Source organism: Sphingomonas faeni (genome assembly GCF_040407565.1).
Classification (GTDB): domain Bacteria; phylum Pseudomonadota; class Alphaproteobacteria; order Sphingomonadales; family Sphingomonadaceae; genus Sphingomonas; species Sphingomonas faeni_F.
In genome coordinates this window covers 362,195-379,931 of sequence record NZ_JAPZPR010000005.1, presented here as the reverse complement: position 1 = coordinate 379,931, position 17,737 = coordinate 362,195, and the positions used below count along the sequence as shown (strand labels likewise).

17 protein-coding genes and 1 other RNA gene are annotated in these 17,737 nt (G+C 65.3%); 14 read left to right on the top strand and 4 right to left on the bottom strand.

What is annotated here, in order from left to right:
* Window positions 1-471: 471 nt before the first annotated feature.
* The 3 genes from O6Y00_RS12860 to O6Y00_RS12850 all read left to right on the top strand — a co-directional run bounded on the left by O6Y00_RS12860 (window position 472) and on the right by O6Y00_RS12850 (window position 2,815).
* Window positions 472-2,172: a DNA polymerase III subunit gamma/tau gene (locus tag O6Y00_RS12860; RefSeq protein WP_353442985.1), complete on the top strand. Its 1,701-nt coding sequence runs from the start codon at window positions 472-474 to the stop codon at window positions 2,170-2,172.
* Window positions 2,169-2,492 (top strand): YbaB/EbfC family nucleoid-associated protein, encoded by a 324-nt coding sequence (locus O6Y00_RS12855; RefSeq protein ID WP_056063013.1) that lies wholly within the window; start codon window positions 2,169-2,171, stop codon window positions 2,490-2,492. The genes O6Y00_RS12860 and O6Y00_RS12855 overlap by 4 nt, the downstream gene beginning before the upstream one ends.
* 80 nt (window positions 2,493-2,572) lie before the next feature.
* Window positions 2,573-2,815 carry a hypothetical protein gene (locus O6Y00_RS12850; protein ID WP_333922819.1) on the top strand — a complete coding sequence of 81 codons (243 nt, stop codon included), beginning with the start codon at window positions 2,573-2,575 and terminating at the stop codon, window positions 2,813-2,815.
* Between the two features lie 132 nt (window positions 2,816-2,947).
* Here the strand turns inward: O6Y00_RS12850 and mtgA are convergent, their stop codons facing one another.
* The 4 genes from mtgA to O6Y00_RS12830 are packed head-to-tail and all read right to left on the bottom strand — an operon-like array spanning window position 2,948 to window position 6,812.
* Window positions 2,948-3,622 carry a monofunctional biosynthetic peptidoglycan transglycosylase gene (mtgA, locus tag O6Y00_RS12845; protein ID WP_353442984.1) on the bottom strand — a complete coding sequence of 225 codons (675 nt, stop codon included), beginning with the start codon at window positions 3,620-3,622 and terminating at the stop codon, window positions 2,948-2,950.
* Between the two features lie 9 nt (window positions 3,623-3,631).
* Entirely contained in the window at window positions 3,632-4,903 is a 1,272-nt protein-coding gene (locus O6Y00_RS12840) for a flavin monoamine oxidase family protein (protein WP_353442983.1), read from the bottom strand.
* A 1-nt stretch (window position 4,904) separates the two neighbouring features.
* Complete coding sequence (gene rpoH, locus O6Y00_RS12835; protein ID WP_056048373.1) at window positions 4,905-5,807, bottom strand: RNA polymerase sigma factor RpoH; 903 nt, start codon at window positions 5,805-5,807, stop codon at window positions 4,905-4,907.
* 57 nt (window positions 5,808-5,864) lie between these two features.
* Complete coding sequence (locus O6Y00_RS12830) at window positions 5,865-6,812, bottom strand: RluA family pseudouridine synthase (RefSeq protein ID WP_353442982.1); 948 nt, start codon at window positions 6,810-6,812, stop codon at window positions 5,865-5,867.
* Between the two features lie 17 nt (window positions 6,813-6,829).
* Between O6Y00_RS12830 and O6Y00_RS12825 the strand changes: the two genes are divergently transcribed.
* From O6Y00_RS12825 to O6Y00_RS12775, 11 genes are all read left to right on the top strand, one after another.
* Window positions 6,830-7,228, top strand: coding sequence for a M67 family metallopeptidase (locus O6Y00_RS12825; RefSeq protein ID WP_353442981.1), 399 nt, complete (start codon window positions 6,830-6,832; stop codon window positions 7,226-7,228).
* Window positions 7,229-7,421: 193 nt separating this feature from the next.
* A complete protein-coding gene (locus tag O6Y00_RS12820; protein ID WP_353442980.1) occupies window positions 7,422-8,066 on the top strand; it encodes a histidine phosphotransferase family protein in 645 nt (214 codons plus the stop codon).
* 127 nt (window positions 8,067-8,193) lie between these two features.
* Entirely contained in the window at window positions 8,194-10,509 is a 2,316-nt protein-coding gene (locus O6Y00_RS12815; RefSeq protein ID WP_353442979.1) for a chemotaxis protein CheA, read from the top strand.
* The gene (locus O6Y00_RS12810) at window positions 10,506-10,934 is read left to right on the top strand and encodes a chemotaxis protein CheW (RefSeq protein WP_353442978.1); all 429 of its coding nucleotides are present in this window, start codon (window positions 10,506-10,508) and stop codon (window positions 10,932-10,934) included. The genes O6Y00_RS12815 and O6Y00_RS12810 overlap by 4 nt, the downstream gene beginning before the upstream one ends.
* 85 nt (window positions 10,935-11,019) lie before the next feature.
* Window positions 11,020-11,385 carry a response regulator gene (locus O6Y00_RS12805; protein WP_353442977.1) on the top strand — a complete coding sequence of 122 codons (366 nt, stop codon included), beginning with the start codon at window positions 11,020-11,022 and terminating at the stop codon, window positions 11,383-11,385.
* A 123-nt stretch (window positions 11,386-11,508) separates the two neighbouring features.
* Complete coding sequence (locus O6Y00_RS12800; protein WP_435368628.1) at window positions 11,509-12,525, top strand: chemotaxis protein CheB; 1,017 nt, start codon at window positions 11,509-11,511, stop codon at window positions 12,523-12,525.
* A complete protein-coding gene (locus tag O6Y00_RS12795) occupies window positions 12,522-13,379 on the top strand; it encodes a CheR family methyltransferase (protein ID WP_353442976.1) in 858 nt (285 codons plus the stop codon). The genes O6Y00_RS12800 and O6Y00_RS12795 overlap by 4 nt, the downstream gene beginning before the upstream one ends.
* 41 nt (window positions 13,380-13,420) lie before the next feature.
* On the top strand, window positions 13,421-14,329 hold the full coding sequence (locus O6Y00_RS12790) for a DMT family transporter (RefSeq protein ID WP_353442975.1): 909 nt from the start codon (window positions 13,421-13,423) through the stop codon (window positions 14,327-14,329).
* 20 nt (window positions 14,330-14,349) lie between these two features.
* Window positions 14,350-15,039, top strand: coding sequence for an N-acetylmuramoyl-L-alanine amidase (locus O6Y00_RS12785; RefSeq protein WP_353442974.1), 690 nt, complete (start codon window positions 14,350-14,352; stop codon window positions 15,037-15,039).
* 198 nt (window positions 15,040-15,237) lie between these two features.
* An RNA gene (gene rnpB / locus O6Y00_RS12780) (RNase P RNA component class A) lies at window positions 15,238-15,622 on the top strand.
* A gap of 60 nt (window positions 15,623-15,682) precedes the next feature.
* A complete protein-coding gene (locus tag O6Y00_RS12775) occupies window positions 15,683-17,704 on the top strand; it encodes a hypothetical protein (RefSeq protein WP_353442973.1) in 2,022 nt (673 codons plus the stop codon).
* The last annotated feature ends 33 nt before the right edge of the window (window positions 17,705-17,737 follow it).

Genomic DNA, 17,737 nt, shown 5'->3' with positions numbered 1-17,737 from the left:
GTCCAGGGTCCAACGGCTAGAATAGCTCAGGCGATGGGTTATCGCGGAGCTCATGGTCGGCTGGACCTTACGACGAGTGCCCCATCGCATATCCCTACCGCATCGCTTTTGTGCCCAAGCGTGCATCGAAGAAGGTAAGCAACAGTTTCCATCTACTGCGGGCGCCGATGCGGGAGAGAATAAGCGGTAGAGAGTGGGAGACCTGGGTTTGCAGTCGAATGCTAGAATGTGGGTACCCAAGCGTAATCAGGGCCAAACCACGCCTAATGTTCCCGCAACGTTCCAAGGCATTCTCCTACGCCGCGGCGCTGTGGCATAAGCCGCGGATGACCCGCACTGCCCACATCGCAGGTTCCGACGAACCAGTCGCCAGCCTCCGGGTACGTCGACTCGCAAATCCTTTACAGCGTGTGAACTTTGTGAGCTCCCGCCCCTTCGACAGCGCGCAAGACACCCGCTATGACGACCGCAATGTCAGATTCCTTCGACCTGGGCGAACCCCCGCAGCCGGCTAAAATACCGGATCCCCCCGCCTACCGCGTGCTCGCGCGCAAATACCGTCCGCAGACCTTTTCCGAGCTGATCGGGCAGGACGCGATGGTCCAGACGCTCGGCAACGCGATCAAGCGCGACCGGCTCGCGCACGCGTTCCTGATGACCGGCGTCCGCGGCGTGGGGAAAACATCGACCGCCCGCCTGATCGCCAAGGCACTCAACTGCATCGGTCCCGACGGGCAGGGCGGCCCGACGATCGACCCGTGCGGCGTCTGCGAACCCTGCCGCGCGATCGCCGAGGGCCGCCATATCGACGTGATCGAGATGGATGCCGCCAGCCACACCGGTGTCGACGACGTCCGCGAGATCATCGACGCGTCCCGCTATTCAGCGGTCACCGCGCGCTTCAAGATCTACATTATCGACGAAGTCCACATGCTGTCGAAGAACGCGTTCAACGCGCTGCTGAAGACGCTGGAGGAGCCACCTCCCCATGTGAAATTCCTGTTCGCGACCACCGAAGTGAACAAGGTCCCGGTGACGGTCCTCTCGCGCTGCCAGCGCTTCGACCTGCGCCGTATTTCCGCCGAACAGCTCGCCAAGCACTTCGCCTGGGTGTCGACCGAAGAGGGCGTCGTCGCCGACCCCGAGGCGCTGATGCTGATCGCGCGCGCCGCGGAAGGCTCCGCGCGCGACGGCCTGTCGATCCTCGACCAGGCGATCGCGCATGCCGGGCTCGAAGGCGGCGGCGTCACGGCGGATGCGGTCCGCCAGATGCTCGGTCTGTCGGATCGCGGCGCGGTCCGCGATCTGCTCACGCTGATCCTCGCCGGCGACGGGGCAGGGGCGCTCGCCTCGATGCGCCGGCAATATGATTACGGCGTCGACCCGCTGTCGGTCCTCCGCTCGCTGCTCGAAACCGTCCACGGTATCACGCTGACGAAGGTCGGCACGCCGCCGGACGCCGCTCAGCCGATGGAGGAGCGTGCGGCACGCGAGGAATGGGCGGCATCGCTCGGCTATCCCGCGTTGCACCGCCTGTGGCAGCTATTCCTCAAGGGCCATGACGAGGTCGCCAAGGCCGTTCTGCCGATCGAGGCCGCGGAGATGGCGCTGTTGCGGGCGATCTACGCGTCGACGCTGCCCGATCCCGGCGAGCTTGCCCGCCAGATCGCCAGTGGCGCGGCCCCCGCGGCTGCACCATCGTCACTGCCGCTGCCGCCACCTATACCCCCGTCCGGCGAAGCGCCGCCCTGGAACGCTGGATCAGCAGCGAAGGCGCCCGACTCCGTCGCGACCGGCCCGATCCTGCCGCCGACGTTCGAAGCGCTGGTCGATCTGCTCGATGAATCAGGCGGCCTCGCGATCGCCGCACGCCTTCGTCACGGTGCGCGCATCGTAAGCTATGTGCCGCCCGAATTCGTCCTCAGCGGCAGCCGCCCGGTTTCGGCCGACACGCTCGCCGAACTGAACACGCTGTTGAAGAGCGTGACGCGGACCGCGTGGAAGGTCTCGATCGTCGACGCCCCCGGTGAGCCGACGCTGCGCGAGGCGCAGGACGCCGCCGATGCCGCGGTGCGCCAAGCTATTCTCGAATCCCCTATCATGAAGGCCGCGGTGGCAGCGTTTCCCGACGCCCAGCTCGAATCGTGGCCCGGTCAAAGGAGCAACGCATGAAGAATATCGATGAAATCCTCGCCATGGCGCAGAACGTCCAGAGCGAGATGGAAAAGGCGCAGGCCAATCTCGACACGATCGAGGTCGAGGGCGCGTCCGGCGGCGGGCTCGTTAAAATCAAGGCCTCCGCCAAGGGCCGCATCATCAACATCGCGATCGACGATTCGCTGATGCAGGTCAGCGAGAAGCAGATGCTCGAGGACCTGCTGACCGCGGCGTTCAACGATGCCCGTGCCAAGGCGGATGCGGTGTCAGGGAGCGAGATGTCGAAAATGACGAGTGGCCTGCAACTGCCGCCAGGCTTTAAGCTGCCGTTCTGAACCAAATCGGGTTCGTTTCGGGGCGGGAACAATCGCTCTTCGGCCGGCGTTGCGCTCTCCAGTAATCAGGGAGAGTCAAAATGGCCGAAGAGCGTATCGTCGAAACCCCGACCACCCACACCACGATCATCGAACGCCGTAGCGGCGGCAGCGGCATGCTGATCGGCATCGTCCTGCTGATCGCGGTCCTGATCGGTGGCTATTACCTGTTCAGCCGCCAAGGCGCGCAGAACAGCAAGGACGCCGCGATCACCTCGGCGGCAAAGAGCGTTGGAAGTGCTGCCGACAAGGCAGGCGACGCGGTAGAAAAGTCGACCCAGTAAACTAGAGTGTTTCCCCGCGAAGGCGGGGACCCAGACGGGGCTCCCGCCTGCGCGGGAGAACAAGGGAGTGGGAAGGGCAGTTGCAACACCCGATCTGTCATGCCGGAACAAGTCCGGGGTGACGAACGTGGTTTAGGATCGCAGGCAACTGTCCAACCCATCGTTCCGAACCACCGAAACCCGCCGCGACAGCGTATTACCATGCTTTCGCACGAATCCGTGCGGATCGATCGCAGCCCGCTTCTTGGGCAGCGGAAGGACAGCCGCAATCCGCCCCGCTTCGGTAGGCGACAGTCGCGAAGCGTCATGATTGAAATACCGGATCGCCCCGGCGTTCGCGCCATACGTCCCGATCCCGGTCTCGGCGATGTTGAGGTACACCTCCATGATCCGCCGCTTCCCCCACAGCGTCTCGATCAGCACGGTGAAATACGCCTCGAACGCCTTCCGCACATAACCGCCGCCCTGGAACAGGAACGCGTTCTTCGCGGTCTGCTGGCTGATCGTCGAGCCGCCGCGGATCCGGCCGCCCTGCGCATTGCGCGCCGCCGCCCCCGCCATCGCCTTGAAATCGAAGCCGTGATGCGAACAGAACCGTGAATCCTCGCCAGCGATCGCCGCGCGCGCCATGTCCGGGTCCATTTCCGACAGCGGCATCCAGTCCTTCGTCACACCGTGCCCGCTGATGACATCGCCCATCATCGTCCAGGTGAACGGCACCGGCACGAAGCGGTAGATGCCGACCCACGCGACCGTGATCAGGACGAAGGCGAAGACGATCTTGGCGGCGATGCGGATGAGGCCCATCGCCGCTCCTTATGCGATCGTTGCGGCCTCGCCAATGACCGCGCGGGCCGCGGTCACGCCGGTTTCGTACGCGCCATGTGCGGTCGAGAAGTCGAATGGGTGGCAGGCCTCGCCCGCGAAGTGAATGCGGCCGTCGACCGAGGCGGCGAGGATGGCGCGCTGATCGGCCCGGCCGATCCGCGCGTGGCTATAGCTTCCGCCGATATAGGGTTCGTGGCGCCAGCGGGTTGCAGCCAGCGGCATGAAGCGCTTGCGCCAGTCGCTGCCGAGCAACCCGACGAGTTCGTCAATTGCAAACTGTGCCGCATCGCCGCCGTCCAGCATCTCCGCGCAGTCGCCACCAAAGAAGCTCTCCACGATCGGCCAGCCGAACGGCGACAGGCGGTGACTCGCTGTGCAGGCGCTGTACGGGTTGCCGATAAGGTGCGCGTTAGTCGGCCATTCGGGGCGGTCGACGTGGAGGAACACCTTGTCCGCGAGACCGAGCGGGAGGTCGGCGGCGGCGGCGTGCTTGTCGGGGAGGGGCGGGTCGAACACGATATGTGATTTGGCGAGGACGGTAGTGGGGACGCAGACGATCACGTGGTCCGCCTCGATCGTTCCAGCCCGGGTGTCGAGTTTGAGGCGGCGGCCGCTGTGGTCGATGCGCGTTACCGGCGTCGACAGGCGGATGTTTAGGCCGACGGCGTGGCTGGCGACGAGCGTGCCGTAGCCCTCCTTGACCGTCCAGTTGTCGTCGGTCGCGGCCTCTTCGTACGCGGCCCAGTCGTGGAGCGAGACTTGCTTGAGGTTCGCGCCGTTGGCGTAGCCGGAGATCGCGTCGATCTTCGAGCGCCACTTGTCGTTGAGGGCGATGAAGTCGGACAGGGGGCGGTCTTGGCCCTCTAAAGCGGCGAGGGCGCGCTCGTTCCAGTCTTGGTAGGCGGTAGAGGACGCCGCTTGGTCTTCCGGCGGGAAACCAAGATCGTGCCATTGTGTACGCCAGTTTGCGTCCGAGCGGTCGACGGTAAAGCCCGACGTATCGGCGATCTCGGTCCAGGGATTGCGCTGGGCGGAGTGTAGCCAGCCGCAACCTGCGTCGACATGTTCCCCCGCGAAGGCGGGGGTCAAGTCTGGGCCCCCGCCTTCGCGGGGGAACAAGGAGGCGAGGGGGAGACTGTGGGCCCGGCCACCTAGGCGGTCGCTGGCCTCGACCAACAGCACCTCGTGCCCCGCGTCATGCAGCGTCCTTGCCGCAACAATCCCGGCCGCACCGCCGCCGATAACGACGGTGCGCGCCACCTTACGCCGCCAGCAGCCGCTTCTCGCCAGCAATGCGCATCATCGCCTTCTGCAACTTCTCGAACGCCCGCACCTCGATCTGCCGCACGCGCTCGCGCGACACGCCGTATACCTGCGACAATTCCTCGAGCGTCTTGGGATCATCCGTCAGGCGCCGTTCGGTCAGGATATGCTGCTCGCGCTCGTTGAGGTCGTCCATCGCCGACACAAGCATCGAGTGACGAACATCCGCCTCCTGCGCATCGGCAACGATCTTGTCCTGCAACGGCGCGTCGTCCTGCAGCCAATCCTGCCACTGACCTTCGCCGTCCTCCCGCATCGGTACGTTGAGCGACGTATCGCCACCCATCGCCATACGACGGTTCATGCTGACCACGTCGGTCTCGGCGACACCAAGATCGGTCGCGATCTTGGTGACATGCTCGGGGCGCAGATCGCCGTCCTCGAACGCATCGAGACGGCTCTTCATCCGGCGCAGGTTGAAGAACAGCTTCTTCTGCGCGGCGGTGGTGCCCATCTTCACGAGGCTCCACGACCGCAGGATGTATTCCTGGATCGAGGCGCGGATCCACCACATCGCGTAGGTTGCGAGCCGGAAGCCACGCTCGGGCTCGAACTTTTTCACGCCCTGCATGAGGCCGATATTGCCCTCGGAGATCAGCTCCGACGTCGGCAAGCCGTACCCACGATAGCCCATCGCGATCTTCGCCACGAGACGGAGATGCGAGGTCACCAGCTGCGCCGCAGCCTCGGTATCGCCATGCTCCTGGAAACGCTTGGCGAGCATATATTCCTGCTCGGGTTTAAGCAGCGGGAATTTCTTGATCTCGGCGAGATAGCGATTGAGCCCTGCTTCGCTGCCGAGCGCAGGTATCGTCGCTGGAACGTTGGAGCGGGCTGCCATGGTCGTAATCCCTTTCTGCTGACCCCGATTGCCGCAATGCGGCATGGGACCGATTATCTATACGTGAAGCTGGGTGAACAGTTCCTGCATGTCTGCGGGCATTTCGCTTTCGAACGCCAAAGCGATGCTTTTCACCGGATGGATGAACCCCAGATGCGCCGCGTGCAAGGCCTGCCGGCGGAAACCGAGCGTTTCGAGCAGCGACTTCTGAGCTTGCTTTGTTCTACCATAAACTGGGTCCCCCAACAAGGCGTGGCCGATCGACGCCATGTGCACGCGCACCTGATGCGTGCGCCCGGTCTCGAGGCGGCACTCGATCAGCGCCGCATCGCGGAGCGTCTGGACGGTCGAGAAATGCGTCACGGCGCGCTTGCCCCCTTCGACGATCGCGATCTTCTTCCGGTTCTGCGGACTCCGCGCGAGCGGGGCGTTGACCGTGCCGCTCGGGGGTCGGGGGATGCCGCCTACAATGGCCTTGTAACGGCGGTCGATGCTGTGGTCGTGGAACTGCCTGGCCAAGCCTTCGTGGGCGCGGTCGGTCTTGGCGGCGATCATCAGCCCCGACGTGTCCTTGTCGATGCGGTGGACGATGCCGGGTCGCGCGACGCCGCCAATGCCCGACAGGTTGCCGGCGCAGTGGTGGAGCAGAGCGTTAACCAGCGTGCCGTCAAAGTTCCCCGCGGCAGGATGGACGACGAGGCCTGCGGGCTTGTCGATCACGATCAGGTCGTCGTCTTCGTAGGCGACGACAAGCGGAATATCTTGTGCCTCATTGTGGAGTGGCGTTGGCGGAGGGATCGCAACCGCGAAAACCTGGCCCACCGCCGCCTTCTTCGCCGAATCGCGCCACTCGCGACCGTTTAGCGTCACTTGCCCTGCAGCGATCAGCGCCTTCAACCGCTCGCGCGACATGTCCGGAAGCACTTCGGCAAGCGCACGATCGAGCCGCCAGCCATCCGTTGCCGGCGTAATCGATGCTTCGACGATGGAAACCCCCCGGTCCATGTCGTAGCGATGTGGCGATGAGCGTGACGATTTCAAGCGAATTGCTGCAGCGGCTTTTGGCGGAGGCTGATGCTTCGCCCGGTGCCGAGGTTTGCGGGTTGCTGTTCGGGACCGCCGGGCGGATCGATGCGGCGGAGGCGTGTGCGAACGTGGCGATGGATCCGGCGCGGGCGTTCGAGATAGATCCGAAGGCGTTGTTCGCGGCGCATCGGCAGGCGCGAGGGGTTGGGCCGGCGGTAATCGGGCATTATCACTCGCATCCGTCCGGCATTCCGGTTCCATCGTCTCGCGACGCCGCGCAGTCGATGGGCGATGACGCGGTCTGGGTGATCCTCGGCGGCGGCGGCGCCGCCGCGCGCGCGTGGAGATCGGTCGAGATGGGTACGTTTGTCGAGGAGGCCATCGAGCGTACGTAACCTTTGAACCTCGTCATCCTGACGAAAGTCAGGATCCAGAGCCACGACCGTCGCGCCGGATTACCCTGGATCCCGACTTTCGTCAGGATGACGGGACGGGCACGTCATGCCCGTTGTGAAACTCGGCGGGTGTGCCACACTTGCGCCGCCGCCGCGCCGCCGCCAGAAGGCATGCTGTAACGAGGGGATTTTCATGACGGTCAGCCCGGTTGATTTCGCGAGCCTGCTCTGTTCGCGCCTGTGTCACGACCTGCTGTCACCGGTGGGTGCGCTCAACAACGGGCTGGAGCTGCTCACCGACGAAACCGACCCGGCGATGCGCGAACGTGTGATGCAGCTTCTGGCCGACAGCGCCCGCGCCTCGGCGAGCAAGCTCAAGTTCTTCCGCCTGGCGTTCGGGGCTGCGGGCGGCTTCGGCGAGTCCGTCGACACCGGCGAGGCGCGCAACGCGATCGAGGGACTGGTTGCCGAGAACAAGCGGATCAAATTCGTCTGGGCGGTCGAGACGCCGGCGATGCCCAAGTCGGCGGTGAAGGTCTTGCTGAACCTCGTCCTGATTGCCACGGAATCACTGGTACGGGGCGGCACGATGGAGGTCGGCGGCGAAGATAATGATGGCCACCTCGAGATCGTCGTGAAGGTCGAGGGTGCGCGAATCGTCCTCGATCCCGAGATCCGGCGTACGCTCGTAGAAGGCGCAAGCGAACATGCCGTCACACCCCGCGCGGCTGCGGCCTACATGATCAACACGATCGTCACCGATGCGGGTGGCACCGTGATCGTGTCCGAGCCGGCCGACGACATCATGATCTTCGGGGCCGTCTTCGACGCGCGGTAGCGCGTAAGTTCGATCCTTCCCCGCAAGGGGGAGGACCAGAGAGGCTCCGACAGAACCTCGATTGCCACCAGGACTAACGGCCTCTTAACCTCCGCTATGCATGAATAGCCTCGAACGCGGGGCTTGCATGGACGATCTGTTACAGGAATTCATTGCCGAGACGCGCGAAACGCTGGAAGCGATCTCCGGCGAGATCGTCGCGTGGGAGGCCGCGCCCGCCGATCGCGGCCGGCTCGATGCGATCTTCCGCTTCGTCCATACCGTCAAGGGAAGCTGCGGCTTCCTCGACCTGCCAAGGCTCGCGCGTCTCAGCCATGCCGCGGAGGACGTGCTGGCGGCGGTGCGCGACGGACACCGCGTACCCGATACGGCGCTGGTGAACGCCGTCCTCGCAATCGTCGACCGGATCGGCGAACTTGTCGAGGCGATCGATGCGGGCTCCGCTCTGGACGATTCGAGCGAGGACCTGTTGATCGCGGCACTAGCGCCCGATGCCGCGCCGAAGACGCCGGTCGTCGTCGCTATGCCCCATCGCGCCATCAGCCGCAGCGTTCGGCTGAATGTCGACCTGCTCGACCGGATGATGAGCGGCATGTCCGAGATGGTGCTCGCGCGTAACGAGCTCGCCCGGCGATTGCGCGATGCGGGCGCCGATCCGAAGGTGGAAGCAGCGCTCCAGCGGCTGTCGCTGACCGTGGCGGACATGCGCGACACGGTCACGCGGACGCGGATGCAGAAGGTGGACGCGCTGTTCTCCGCGTTGCCGCGGATGGTCCGCGATACCAGCGCGGAACTCGGCAAGACGGTCGATCTAATCATCGAGGGCGCTGATGTCGAACTCGATCGCGAGATGATCGAATTGATGCGCGATCCGCTTGTCCACATTATCCGCAATGCGATCGATCATGGGATCGAGCCCCCCGCCGAGCGGCGGAACGCAGGCAAGCGCGAGGTCGGGCGGCTGGTGGTATCGGCACGCCAGTCGGGCAACCAGATCCTGATCGAGGTCGCAGACGACGGACAGGGCATCGATGTCGCCCGGATCGTCGCGAAGGCCGCCGAGCAGAAGCTTCACGGGGTCGCCGAACTCGCGGCGATGAGCGCGACGGCAAAGCTCGACCTGATCTTCGCGGCGGGGCTGTCGAGCCGCGATACCGTCACCGCAACCTCGGGCCGCGGCGTCGGCATGGACGTGGTGCGGGCGAATATCGAACAGATCGGCGGGCGGGTGGTGTTGACCAACGATCCCGGCCGGGGGCTTCGCATCGTCGTCCATGTTCCACTGACTCTGTCGATCATATCGACGATCATCGTCGGGGTCGGCGCGCAACGGTTCGCCCTCGCACGCCAGTCGATCGACGAGATCGTCACCGTGCGCGGCGACCTGGTCCGGATCGAGACGATCGGCGATGCGTCCGCCGCCATGGTGCGCGGCCGGCGGATGCCGCTGGTATCGCTCGGCACCCTGTTCGCACTGAGTACCGGCGCGCCGCCGACGCTGGTGATCGTGTCTACCCGCGAGGGCGTGTATGCTTTGGGAGTCGATACCGTACTCGATACCGAAGAGGTCGTCGTCAAGCCGGCATCGCCCGCGGTGATGGCTACCGGAGTTTACGCAGGCAAGACCTTGCCGGACAACGGGCTGCCGATGCTGCTGCTCGACGCGGCAGGGATCGCCGCCGTGGCCGGATTGCGGTTTGCGCCGATGGTCGTCGACGACGGCGTGCCCGAAGACGTCGTTGTTCCAGGCGTACCCGCGCTGCTGTTCGACGATCTGGACGGTCAGCGTCGCGCGCTGGCCTTGGCGGTGATAGATCGGGTCGAGCCGGTGTCGATCGATGCGATCCGCTGGAGCGCGGGCGCGATGCGATTGTCGGTCGGCGGCGCTATCATCCCGCTCTATGCGGTGGGCGACTTCGGCGGTCGCGACGAGGTGGCGGTGCTGCGGCTGACCGACGGCGAAAGCGAGATGGCCTACGCGATCGCAGAAGCGATCGAGATCGTGACCCTGCCGCACGAGATCGCACCGGCGCGCAGGGCCGCGCCGGGCGCGGGGGCCGGCGCGGCGGGGCCGATCGCCGGCGTGGTGCTGATCGACGGCGATCAGGTCGAGCTGATCGATCCCCATGCGCTCTTCGCGGGCGAGCCTGTGACGATCGCAGCGCCGCCGGTCTGCCTGTTGCAGGTCGATGGCTCGGGCTGGATGGAAACCTTCCTCAAGCCGGCGCTCGAGGCGTCCGGCTATCGGTGCGTGACCGCGCTTGCCCCTGGCGAAACCGCCGCCATTGCGCTCGCGATGGAGGATGCACCGGTGCGCGAGAGCGCTGCCCCGGTGGTCACGCTACGCCGGACTCCCGGTACCGACCGCGACGACGATGCAAGCGTCTATCGCTATGACCGGGCCGCGCTGATCGCGGCGATTGCCGCGCGGAGGGCGATGTGACGGAACTCTTCCTGATCGCGCACATCGCCGGCCGAGGGGTGGCCATCGACGCCGCGCAGGTGGATTCGGTGGTCGATATCGGCGAGATCGTCGCAGTCCCGCGCGCGGACGCCTTCGTGCGGGGATTGGCCGCGTTGCGCAGTCGCGTCGTGACGGTGATCGATACCGGAACCGCGCTGGGGATCGCGCCGACTCCCGATACGGTTCGGCGCGCGGTGATCACGATCGTCGAGGGACACCATTATGCGATCCTTATCGAATCGGTCGAGGATGTTGCGCCGTTCGCACGGCTTCCGCTCTCGGCCGGGCTGACGCTGCAGGCCGGCTGGGCCATCGCGGGAACTGGGATCGTCGAACGCGACGGGGCCCCTCTGCTCGTACTGGACCTCACGGCGATCATTCCCGAATCGGTGCTAGCGGCCTGACTTGGTTACATCTTTTAGTCGCTTAACGCGGCGCTTACGCTTTGCATTCTAAACCTGCTGCAAGATTTCCCCCGGAAGGCATTCCATGAAGACCTGTCTTGTCGTCGACGATTCGAAAGTGATCCGCAAAGTCGCGCGGCACATCCTGGAGACGCTCGACTTCACCGTTACGGAGGCGTGCGACGGCCGCGAGGCAATGACCGCGTGCATGGCGTCAATCCCCGACGTCATCCTGCTCGACTGGAACATGCCGGTGATGAGCGGCATGGATTTCCTTCGCGCGCTGCGTGAAGCCGACGTGCCACGGCGGCCGAAGGTAGTGTTCTGCACGACCGAGAACGGCATGGCCTATATCCGCGCGGCGATCGAGGCTGGCGCGGACGAATACGTCATGAAGCCGTTCGACCGCGATACGCTCGAATCGAAGCTCCAGATTGTCGGCATGGCCTGATCCGGCGATACGGTGACGCTTCGACCCTTATCTTTTTCGCGCCACGCGGACAGCGACGTCGCCGACACAGCCCGCGTCCTGATCGTCGACGATTCGGTGGTCGCGCGTGCCGTGATTGCGCGGATGATCGATGCGAGCGATCGCTTTTCGGTGGTCGGGGCGGTCGGCAACGTGGCGGCAGCCCTCGAGTTCCTAGGCCGGGCGGTGGTCGATTTCATCCTGCTCGATATCGCGATGCCCGGCGTCGATGGCCTGACCGCTCTGCCGGACCTGATCGCGGCGGGGCAGGGCGCCAAGGTTTTGATCGTCTCCTCGACCGCGGACGAGGGCAGCGTCGCCGCTGTTCAGGCGTTGGCGCTCGGGGCGGCGGAGACTCTGGTCAAGCCATCCGCCAGTGCATTGTCGGGGCGGTTCGGGGCGGCGCTTCTCACGAAACTGGAACGGCTGTGCCAGAACGTGCATCAGTTGCCGCCGGCGATCCTCGTCCGGCCCACTCCGACGGACTCTCCGTCGCAGCCGACGCCAGCCGCTGCGATTCCAGCCGCGCAAATGTCCGCGAGCGAAGATTACGACATCGTCGCGATCGGTGCGTCGACGGGCGGCATCCACGCGCTGAGCCGGATGTTTCGTGAGGTACCGACGGGGTTCCGGTTGCCGATCGTCATTACCCAGCACCTGCCGACGTCCTTCATGCCGTATTTCGCCGCGCAGGTCGCGCTACTCGCCGGTCGGCCGTGCGAGGTCGCGGTCGACCGGTTGCGGATTCGCCCCGGCCGGATCGTTGTCGCGCCCGGCGACGCACACCTGCATTGCGTCAAGCTGAGCGACGGGGGCGCCGCGTTCCGGTTGACGCGCGAAGCTGTGGGGAGCGGCTGCATGCCTTCGGTCGATCCCATGCTGACCTCGCTGGCCGACGTGTATGGCCCCCGAGTGTTGGCGATCGTCCTCAGTGGAATGGGTCGTGACGGTGCGGAAGGCGCGCGGCGCGTCCACGAAACGGGCGGCTGCGTCGTCGCGCAAGACAGGGAGAGTTCGGTGGTCTGGGGCATGCCGGGCGCGGTCGCTTCGTCGGGCATGGCGGACGCGGTGCTCGCACCCGATGCGATCGGCCGCCTCGTCGCATCGCGGCGTCGGCCATGACACTCGCCGCAATCCCGCCCTCGGTCGCGTCCCAGACCGCGATCAACGTACTCACCGCACTGCTCGAGGCGCGGACCGGTCAGCAGATTGCGGCCTATCGCTCGTGGCGGCTGGATACCGCGTTGAAACCGCTGCTGCGCGACCGCAATCTCGATACGCTCGATCAACTCGTGACCCAGTTGCTCGAGGGTAGCGATCGACAGATCGGCGATCGGATCGTCGACGCGCTGGTAAACCAGGAAACCTCGTTCTTCCGCGACGCGCAGGTGTTCGAGATGCTCGCCGACGCGGTCGCCGTGGCGGAAACGGATCGTCGGCGCGCGCGGATCTGGTGTGGTGGGTGCTCGACCGGGCAGGAACCCCTGTCGCTGGCGATGCTGTTTGCCGAACGGCACGAGGCGACCGGCGCACCGATCCCCGAGATCGTCGCCACCGACGTGTCCGATGCGGCGATCGCCCGGGCGCGCTCGGGCCGGTTCTCGCAGTTCGAGATCCAGCGCGGATTGCCCGTCCGGCGCATGGTGCGCTGGTTCGACACGACTGGCAGCGACTGGATCGCCAAGCCCGAATTGATGCGGATGATCGCGTTTCGGCGGATGAATCTGGTATCGGACCAGCCGCCACCGGGACAGTTCGACATCGTGCTGTGCCGCAACGTCTTGCTGTATCTTTCGACCGACACCAAGAACCAGGTGTTCCCGAAATTCGCCAGTGCGCTCAGACCCGGTGGTGTGTTCGTCATGGGCGCCGGCGAGACAGTGATTGGGCAGACCCGTCTGTTCGAGCCCAGCAAGCGCTTTCGCGGTCTGTACGAGGTCTCCACCAGCGCCGTCCGGGGCAGCGCCGCGGCCTGACCGCGGTTTACATCCGGCGCGCAGGGCGGCAAGCGGCACCGGTGTCGACAATCTCCGCTACCGGCCACATCACTCGCGAAACGCATCGCTTCGGCCTGCGCGATTTCGTCGTCGTCGTCCTGATGAACGTCCTTTGGGGGCTCAACATCATCGCCGTGAAGATGGCGGTGAGCGCGATCGCGCCGATGACCGCCGGGTTCCTCCGTCAGGCGATCGTCTTCCTCGTCTGCGCCAGCTGGCTAAGATTTGTGCCGGGCCGGACGGGCACGCTCGCGCTGCTGTCCGGCGGCGTCTTCTATCTGCTCATCAACCTGTCGCTGTCGGTCTCGACCAACATCGGCGCGCTGGCGATTGCCGGGCAGCTGGGCGTACCGTTCTCGCTGTTGCTGGCGATCGTTGTCTTTCGCGAACGGATCCACTGGCCGCGGATGCTCGGCATCGGTCTGTCGATCTTCGGCGTCGTGCTGCTGGTGTTCGATCCCGCGGCCGCGCGCGAGGGAACCGGGCTGACGCTTACCGCGCTTGCCAGTTTCATCTGGGCGATCATGTCGCTGATCCAGCGCCGGCTGATCGGCGTTCCCGTCCTGACGATCTACGCGTGGGTCGGCTTGATGGGGACCCTGTCGATGGGTGTCGTCGCGTGGATCGCGGAGCCTGCCGCGATGCGGCACATCCCCGACCTGCCGCTTCGGACGATCGGCTGGGTCGCGTTCTCGGCGATCGGATCGACCGTGATCGGCCAAGGCTCGATGTCATGGCTGCTGCAGCGGCATTCGGTCAGCATCGTCACGCCGATGACGCTTGCCGCGCCGATCATCTCGGTGTTCGCCGCGGCCTATTACTTCGGCAACCCATTGACGCTATTGATCCTGATGGGTGGCGGTGTTGCAATGCTCGGCGTCGCGATCGTCACCATTCGCACCGCGCGTGCCGACGCGACAGTGGCATAACGGCTCGAGGGGAAGCTGGCTTGAAGTTCATCGAGACGCCGTCACCGAATTTCGACGATCGCACGCTCCCCATCACGATGATCGTGCTGCACTATACCGGCATGAAGGACGGACCGTCGGCGATCGCCCGGCTGCGCGATCCCGAGGCAAAGGTGTCGTCGCATTACCTGATCGAGGAGGACGGCACCGTCCTGCGGATGGTCGCCGAGGACAAGCGCGCCTGGCATGCCGGCAAGTCGCACTGGCGCGGGATCGAGGACGTCAACTCCGCCAGCATCGGCATCGAGATCGTCAATCCCGGGCATGAGTTCGGCTATCGCCCGTTTCCGCCCGAGCAGATCGCGTCGGTTGTGGCATTGGTCGCCGAGATCAAGGATCGTCACGAGATCACGCGCGGCAACATCGTCGGCCATTCGGACATCGCGCCGACGCGCAAACGCGATCCGGGCGAGCTGTTTCCATGGCATGAACTGGCGCGGCGGCGACTGGCTCTGCCACGCCCAACCAAGAATTTGATGGATCCCGGCTGGACCGAGGGCGGCTTCTGCCTCGCGCTCGAACGCTTCGGCTATGATGTTGAGAACCGGATGGCCGCGACGATGGCGTTCCAGCGACGGTTCCGCCCAGAGCTGGTCGATGGCGAGGTCGACGCGGAGTGCCGCTGCATCCTGCTGGCGTTGCTGCTGCCCAAACCGATGGGCGACGACTGAGTACTAAATACTGATCCTCCCCCGCCAGGGGGAGGTGGCTGGCGCTTGCCAGACGGAGGGGGCGGTGAGGGCAACCAGATGTTCCGTGTCCTCCCCCTCCGTCGCCTTCGGCGCCACCTCCCCCTGGCGGGGGAGGATCGCAGTCCACCTGTGAAAAACGGTGGTGCATCGCCCGGACCCGCGCTAGGGCTTGCCTCGCCAGAGGGTCGGGCGGCCGCGGGTGTTTTCGGACACGCGAGGAAAGTCCGGGCTCCGCGAAACGACGGTGCCGGGTAACGCCCGGCGAGGGTGACCTCAGGGAAAGTGCCACAGAGAGCAGACGGCCAACCCTCGGCGCAAGCTGGGGCGGTCAGAGTGAAAGGGTGCGGTAAGAGCGCACCGCGCGCCTGGTAACAGGGGCGGCACGGCAAACCCCACCGGGAGCAAGATCGAATAGGGGTGGCACATGGGCTTCGTTTCAGCTCGTCACCCGGGTTGATTGCTTGAGGCGGCGGGCAACCGTCGTCCTAGAGGAATGGTCGCCTAACTTCCGTATCGAAGGATCGGAAATGGACAGAACCCGGCTTACAGACCCTCTGGCATCCTTCCTCGAACCATTGCAGACTGCGGCGGAATAGCGCCGGGCTGCGACGTGGGGAATGTGATGCGTATCAAGACGATCGCGCTGTTGGGTGCAGGCGTGTTGGCGATGGCAGGTGGGCTGGTTCCCGTTGGCGCCCAGACACCGCCGCCATCGACGACAATTCAACAGGACTTCGACGCAGCGACGGCGCTGGATGCGAGACCCGATCGCGGAGCGTCGCTGGCGGCATGGGAAACACTGGAAGCGCGAACCAAGCCCGGATCACGTAGTCGCGGTATCGTGCTGGTCCGCAAGGCACCAACGCTGTTCGCCCTGAACCGCGCCGACGAATCGGTTAAGGCTGCACGGGCAGGGCTCGCCTTGCTGCCGGCCGACGATGCCAGTCTTGCCGAAGACCGGACGCGCGTCTTCCTGATCCTCGGCCAAGTCGCGACCGACACGCTCGATTACGCGGGCGCCGTGACTGCGCTCCAGCAGGCGGAGGCGAGCGCGATCAGTACCGCCGACAAGCTGGGTGCGATGCTGTCGCTGGTGACCGCGCAGATCTTCATCGATCCCACCGCCGCCGCGGCGACGTTGGCACGCAGCGACGCGTTGATCGGCACGGTGAAGCTCGAGAAGAGCGTTGCCGCGCGGTTCGCGCGGGAGCGGACCCTGTTGAAGCTCAACACCGGGGACATCGCCGGCGCCCGCGCCAGCGCGTTGCAGGCGATCCGGCTTCTCGGCGGCCTCGAAACGGACAAGGTCGATATCATGGACGCATCGGCGCGGTCCGATGCCGCGATCGCGTACCTGCTGAGCGGCAATGCGGACGAGGCACGGCGGTACATGGCCTATACCGGTGCAGGACGCATGGTGAAGGGATCGTTCGATCCTGCCGCGGAAATGCGCTCGCCCGATTGCGGCGGCGATGCCGGTCTCAAGCCGCAGGACGTCGCGGTGGTCGAATTCAACATCGCGTCCGACGGTACGATCGACCAGGCGGTGCCGATCTATGCCGCGGGCGGCGGCCAGGTCGCGCTGGAGTTCGCGCGAGCGGTCAAGGGTTGGTCGTGGCCTGCCGAAAAGGTCCAGGCGATCCCGGCCTTCTATCGGTATCACGTGCGGGTCGAGATGCGCTGTTCGACCGCGTTCGAACGGCCGTCGATCGACGACGGACTGGACGACGTCCTGGAACAGTGGTTGTCCAGCAAGGGCATCACGGTCGCTCCTGCCCCAACCGGCTCGCAGGCAGCCGCACTCGCTGCACAGCGCGCCGCACTCGCAACGGCGACCGCCCAGTCGCCTAATGGTTTGCGTACGCTCGCCGCGATCTATCGCCTGACGAACAATCCCACTGTAGCGCGGGAAGAGCGTGCGGCCTTGGCTGCGCGGGCTCTGGCGATCGCGGTGGCCAACGATGCACCGCCGAGCGCCCGGTTGACGTTCGACCTGCCGGGACGCATCGATGCGGTGACCGACATCTGGCGTCCGGGGGTATTCGAGCGGACGTTGACGCCGATGGTATCGGAACCCGTCTATGCCAACGATCCCCAGGCGCGGGCGGCGATCCGGTTGATGATGGTCGACGGCGCCGTCGCACGGACGCGAAAATCCGAGAAGAACAACACGGCGATCGTCACGCTTCGGCAAGTGGCGGACGACAAGGCCTTGAAGCCGAACGATCCGCTGCGCGTCGGTGCGTTGATCCGCATCGCATCGATCGAAGAGCGCAACGGAGAGATCGATGCGGCGCGGGCGACATTCGCGTTGAGTGGTCTGACCGCGAATCAGTGCGCGATCATGGATGCACCACCGAAGATGGTATCACAGCCGGGATCGGAAGCATTCCCGATGGAAGCGATGCGTTGGGGTTTCGAAGGCTGGACTCAGGTTCAGTTCGACATCGGCGCGGACGGCAACGTCATCAACCAGCGCGCCCTGCTGAGCTATCCCCCGTTCATCTTCTCGGAGGCGGGCACTAAGTTCTTCACCAAGGCCAAATACGCCAAGACGTATCGTCCCGACGGGGGGCTCGGTTGCGGCGCCACGACGACCCGTATCAAGTTCATGCTGCCAGACTCGGCGCGGCGCGGCTCGTAAGCGAAAGATAGCCCCTTCCCACGGCCATGGTGG

Excerpts from the sequence above, each read along its gene's own strand:
- O6Y00_RS12860 (WP_353442985.1), top strand. The coding sequence starts at position 472 with ATGTCAGATTCCTTCGACCTGGGCGAACCCCCGCAGCCGGCTAAAATA.
- O6Y00_RS12855 (WP_056063013.1), top strand. The coding sequence starts at position 2,169 with ATGAAGAATATCGATGAAATCCTCGCCATGGCGCAGAACGTCCAGAGC.
- O6Y00_RS12850 (WP_333922819.1), top strand. The coding sequence starts at position 2,573 with ATGGCCGAAGAGCGTATCGTCGAAACCCCGACCACCCACACCACGATC.
- mtgA (WP_353442984.1), bottom strand. The coding sequence starts at position 3,622 with ATGGGCCTCATCCGCATCGCCGCCAAGATCGTCTTCGCCTTCGTCCTG.
- rpoH (WP_056048373.1), bottom strand. The coding sequence starts at position 5,807 with ATGGCAGCCCGCTCCAACGTTCCAGCGACGATACCTGCGCTCGGCAGC.
- O6Y00_RS12830 (WP_353442982.1), bottom strand. The coding sequence starts at position 6,812 with ATGGACCGGGGGGTTTCCATCGTCGAAGCATCGATTACGCCGGCAACG.
- O6Y00_RS12825 (WP_353442981.1), top strand. The coding sequence starts at position 6,830 with ATGAGCGTGACGATTTCAAGCGAATTGCTGCAGCGGCTTTTGGCGGAG.
- O6Y00_RS12820 (WP_353442980.1), top strand. The coding sequence starts at position 7,422 with ATGACGGTCAGCCCGGTTGATTTCGCGAGCCTGCTCTGTTCGCGCCTG.
- O6Y00_RS12815 (WP_353442979.1), top strand. The coding sequence starts at position 8,194 with ATGGACGATCTGTTACAGGAATTCATTGCCGAGACGCGCGAAACGCTG.
- O6Y00_RS12805 (WP_353442977.1), top strand. The coding sequence starts at position 11,020 with ATGAAGACCTGTCTTGTCGTCGACGATTCGAAAGTGATCCGCAAAGTC.
- O6Y00_RS12800 (WP_435368628.1), top strand. The coding sequence starts at position 11,509 with ATGATCGATGCGAGCGATCGCTTTTCGGTGGTCGGGGCGGTCGGCAAC.
- O6Y00_RS12795 (WP_353442976.1), top strand. The coding sequence starts at position 12,522 with ATGACACTCGCCGCAATCCCGCCCTCGGTCGCGTCCCAGACCGCGATC.
- O6Y00_RS12775 (WP_353442973.1), top strand. The coding sequence starts at position 15,683 with ATGCGTATCAAGACGATCGCGCTGTTGGGTGCAGGCGTGTTGGCGATG.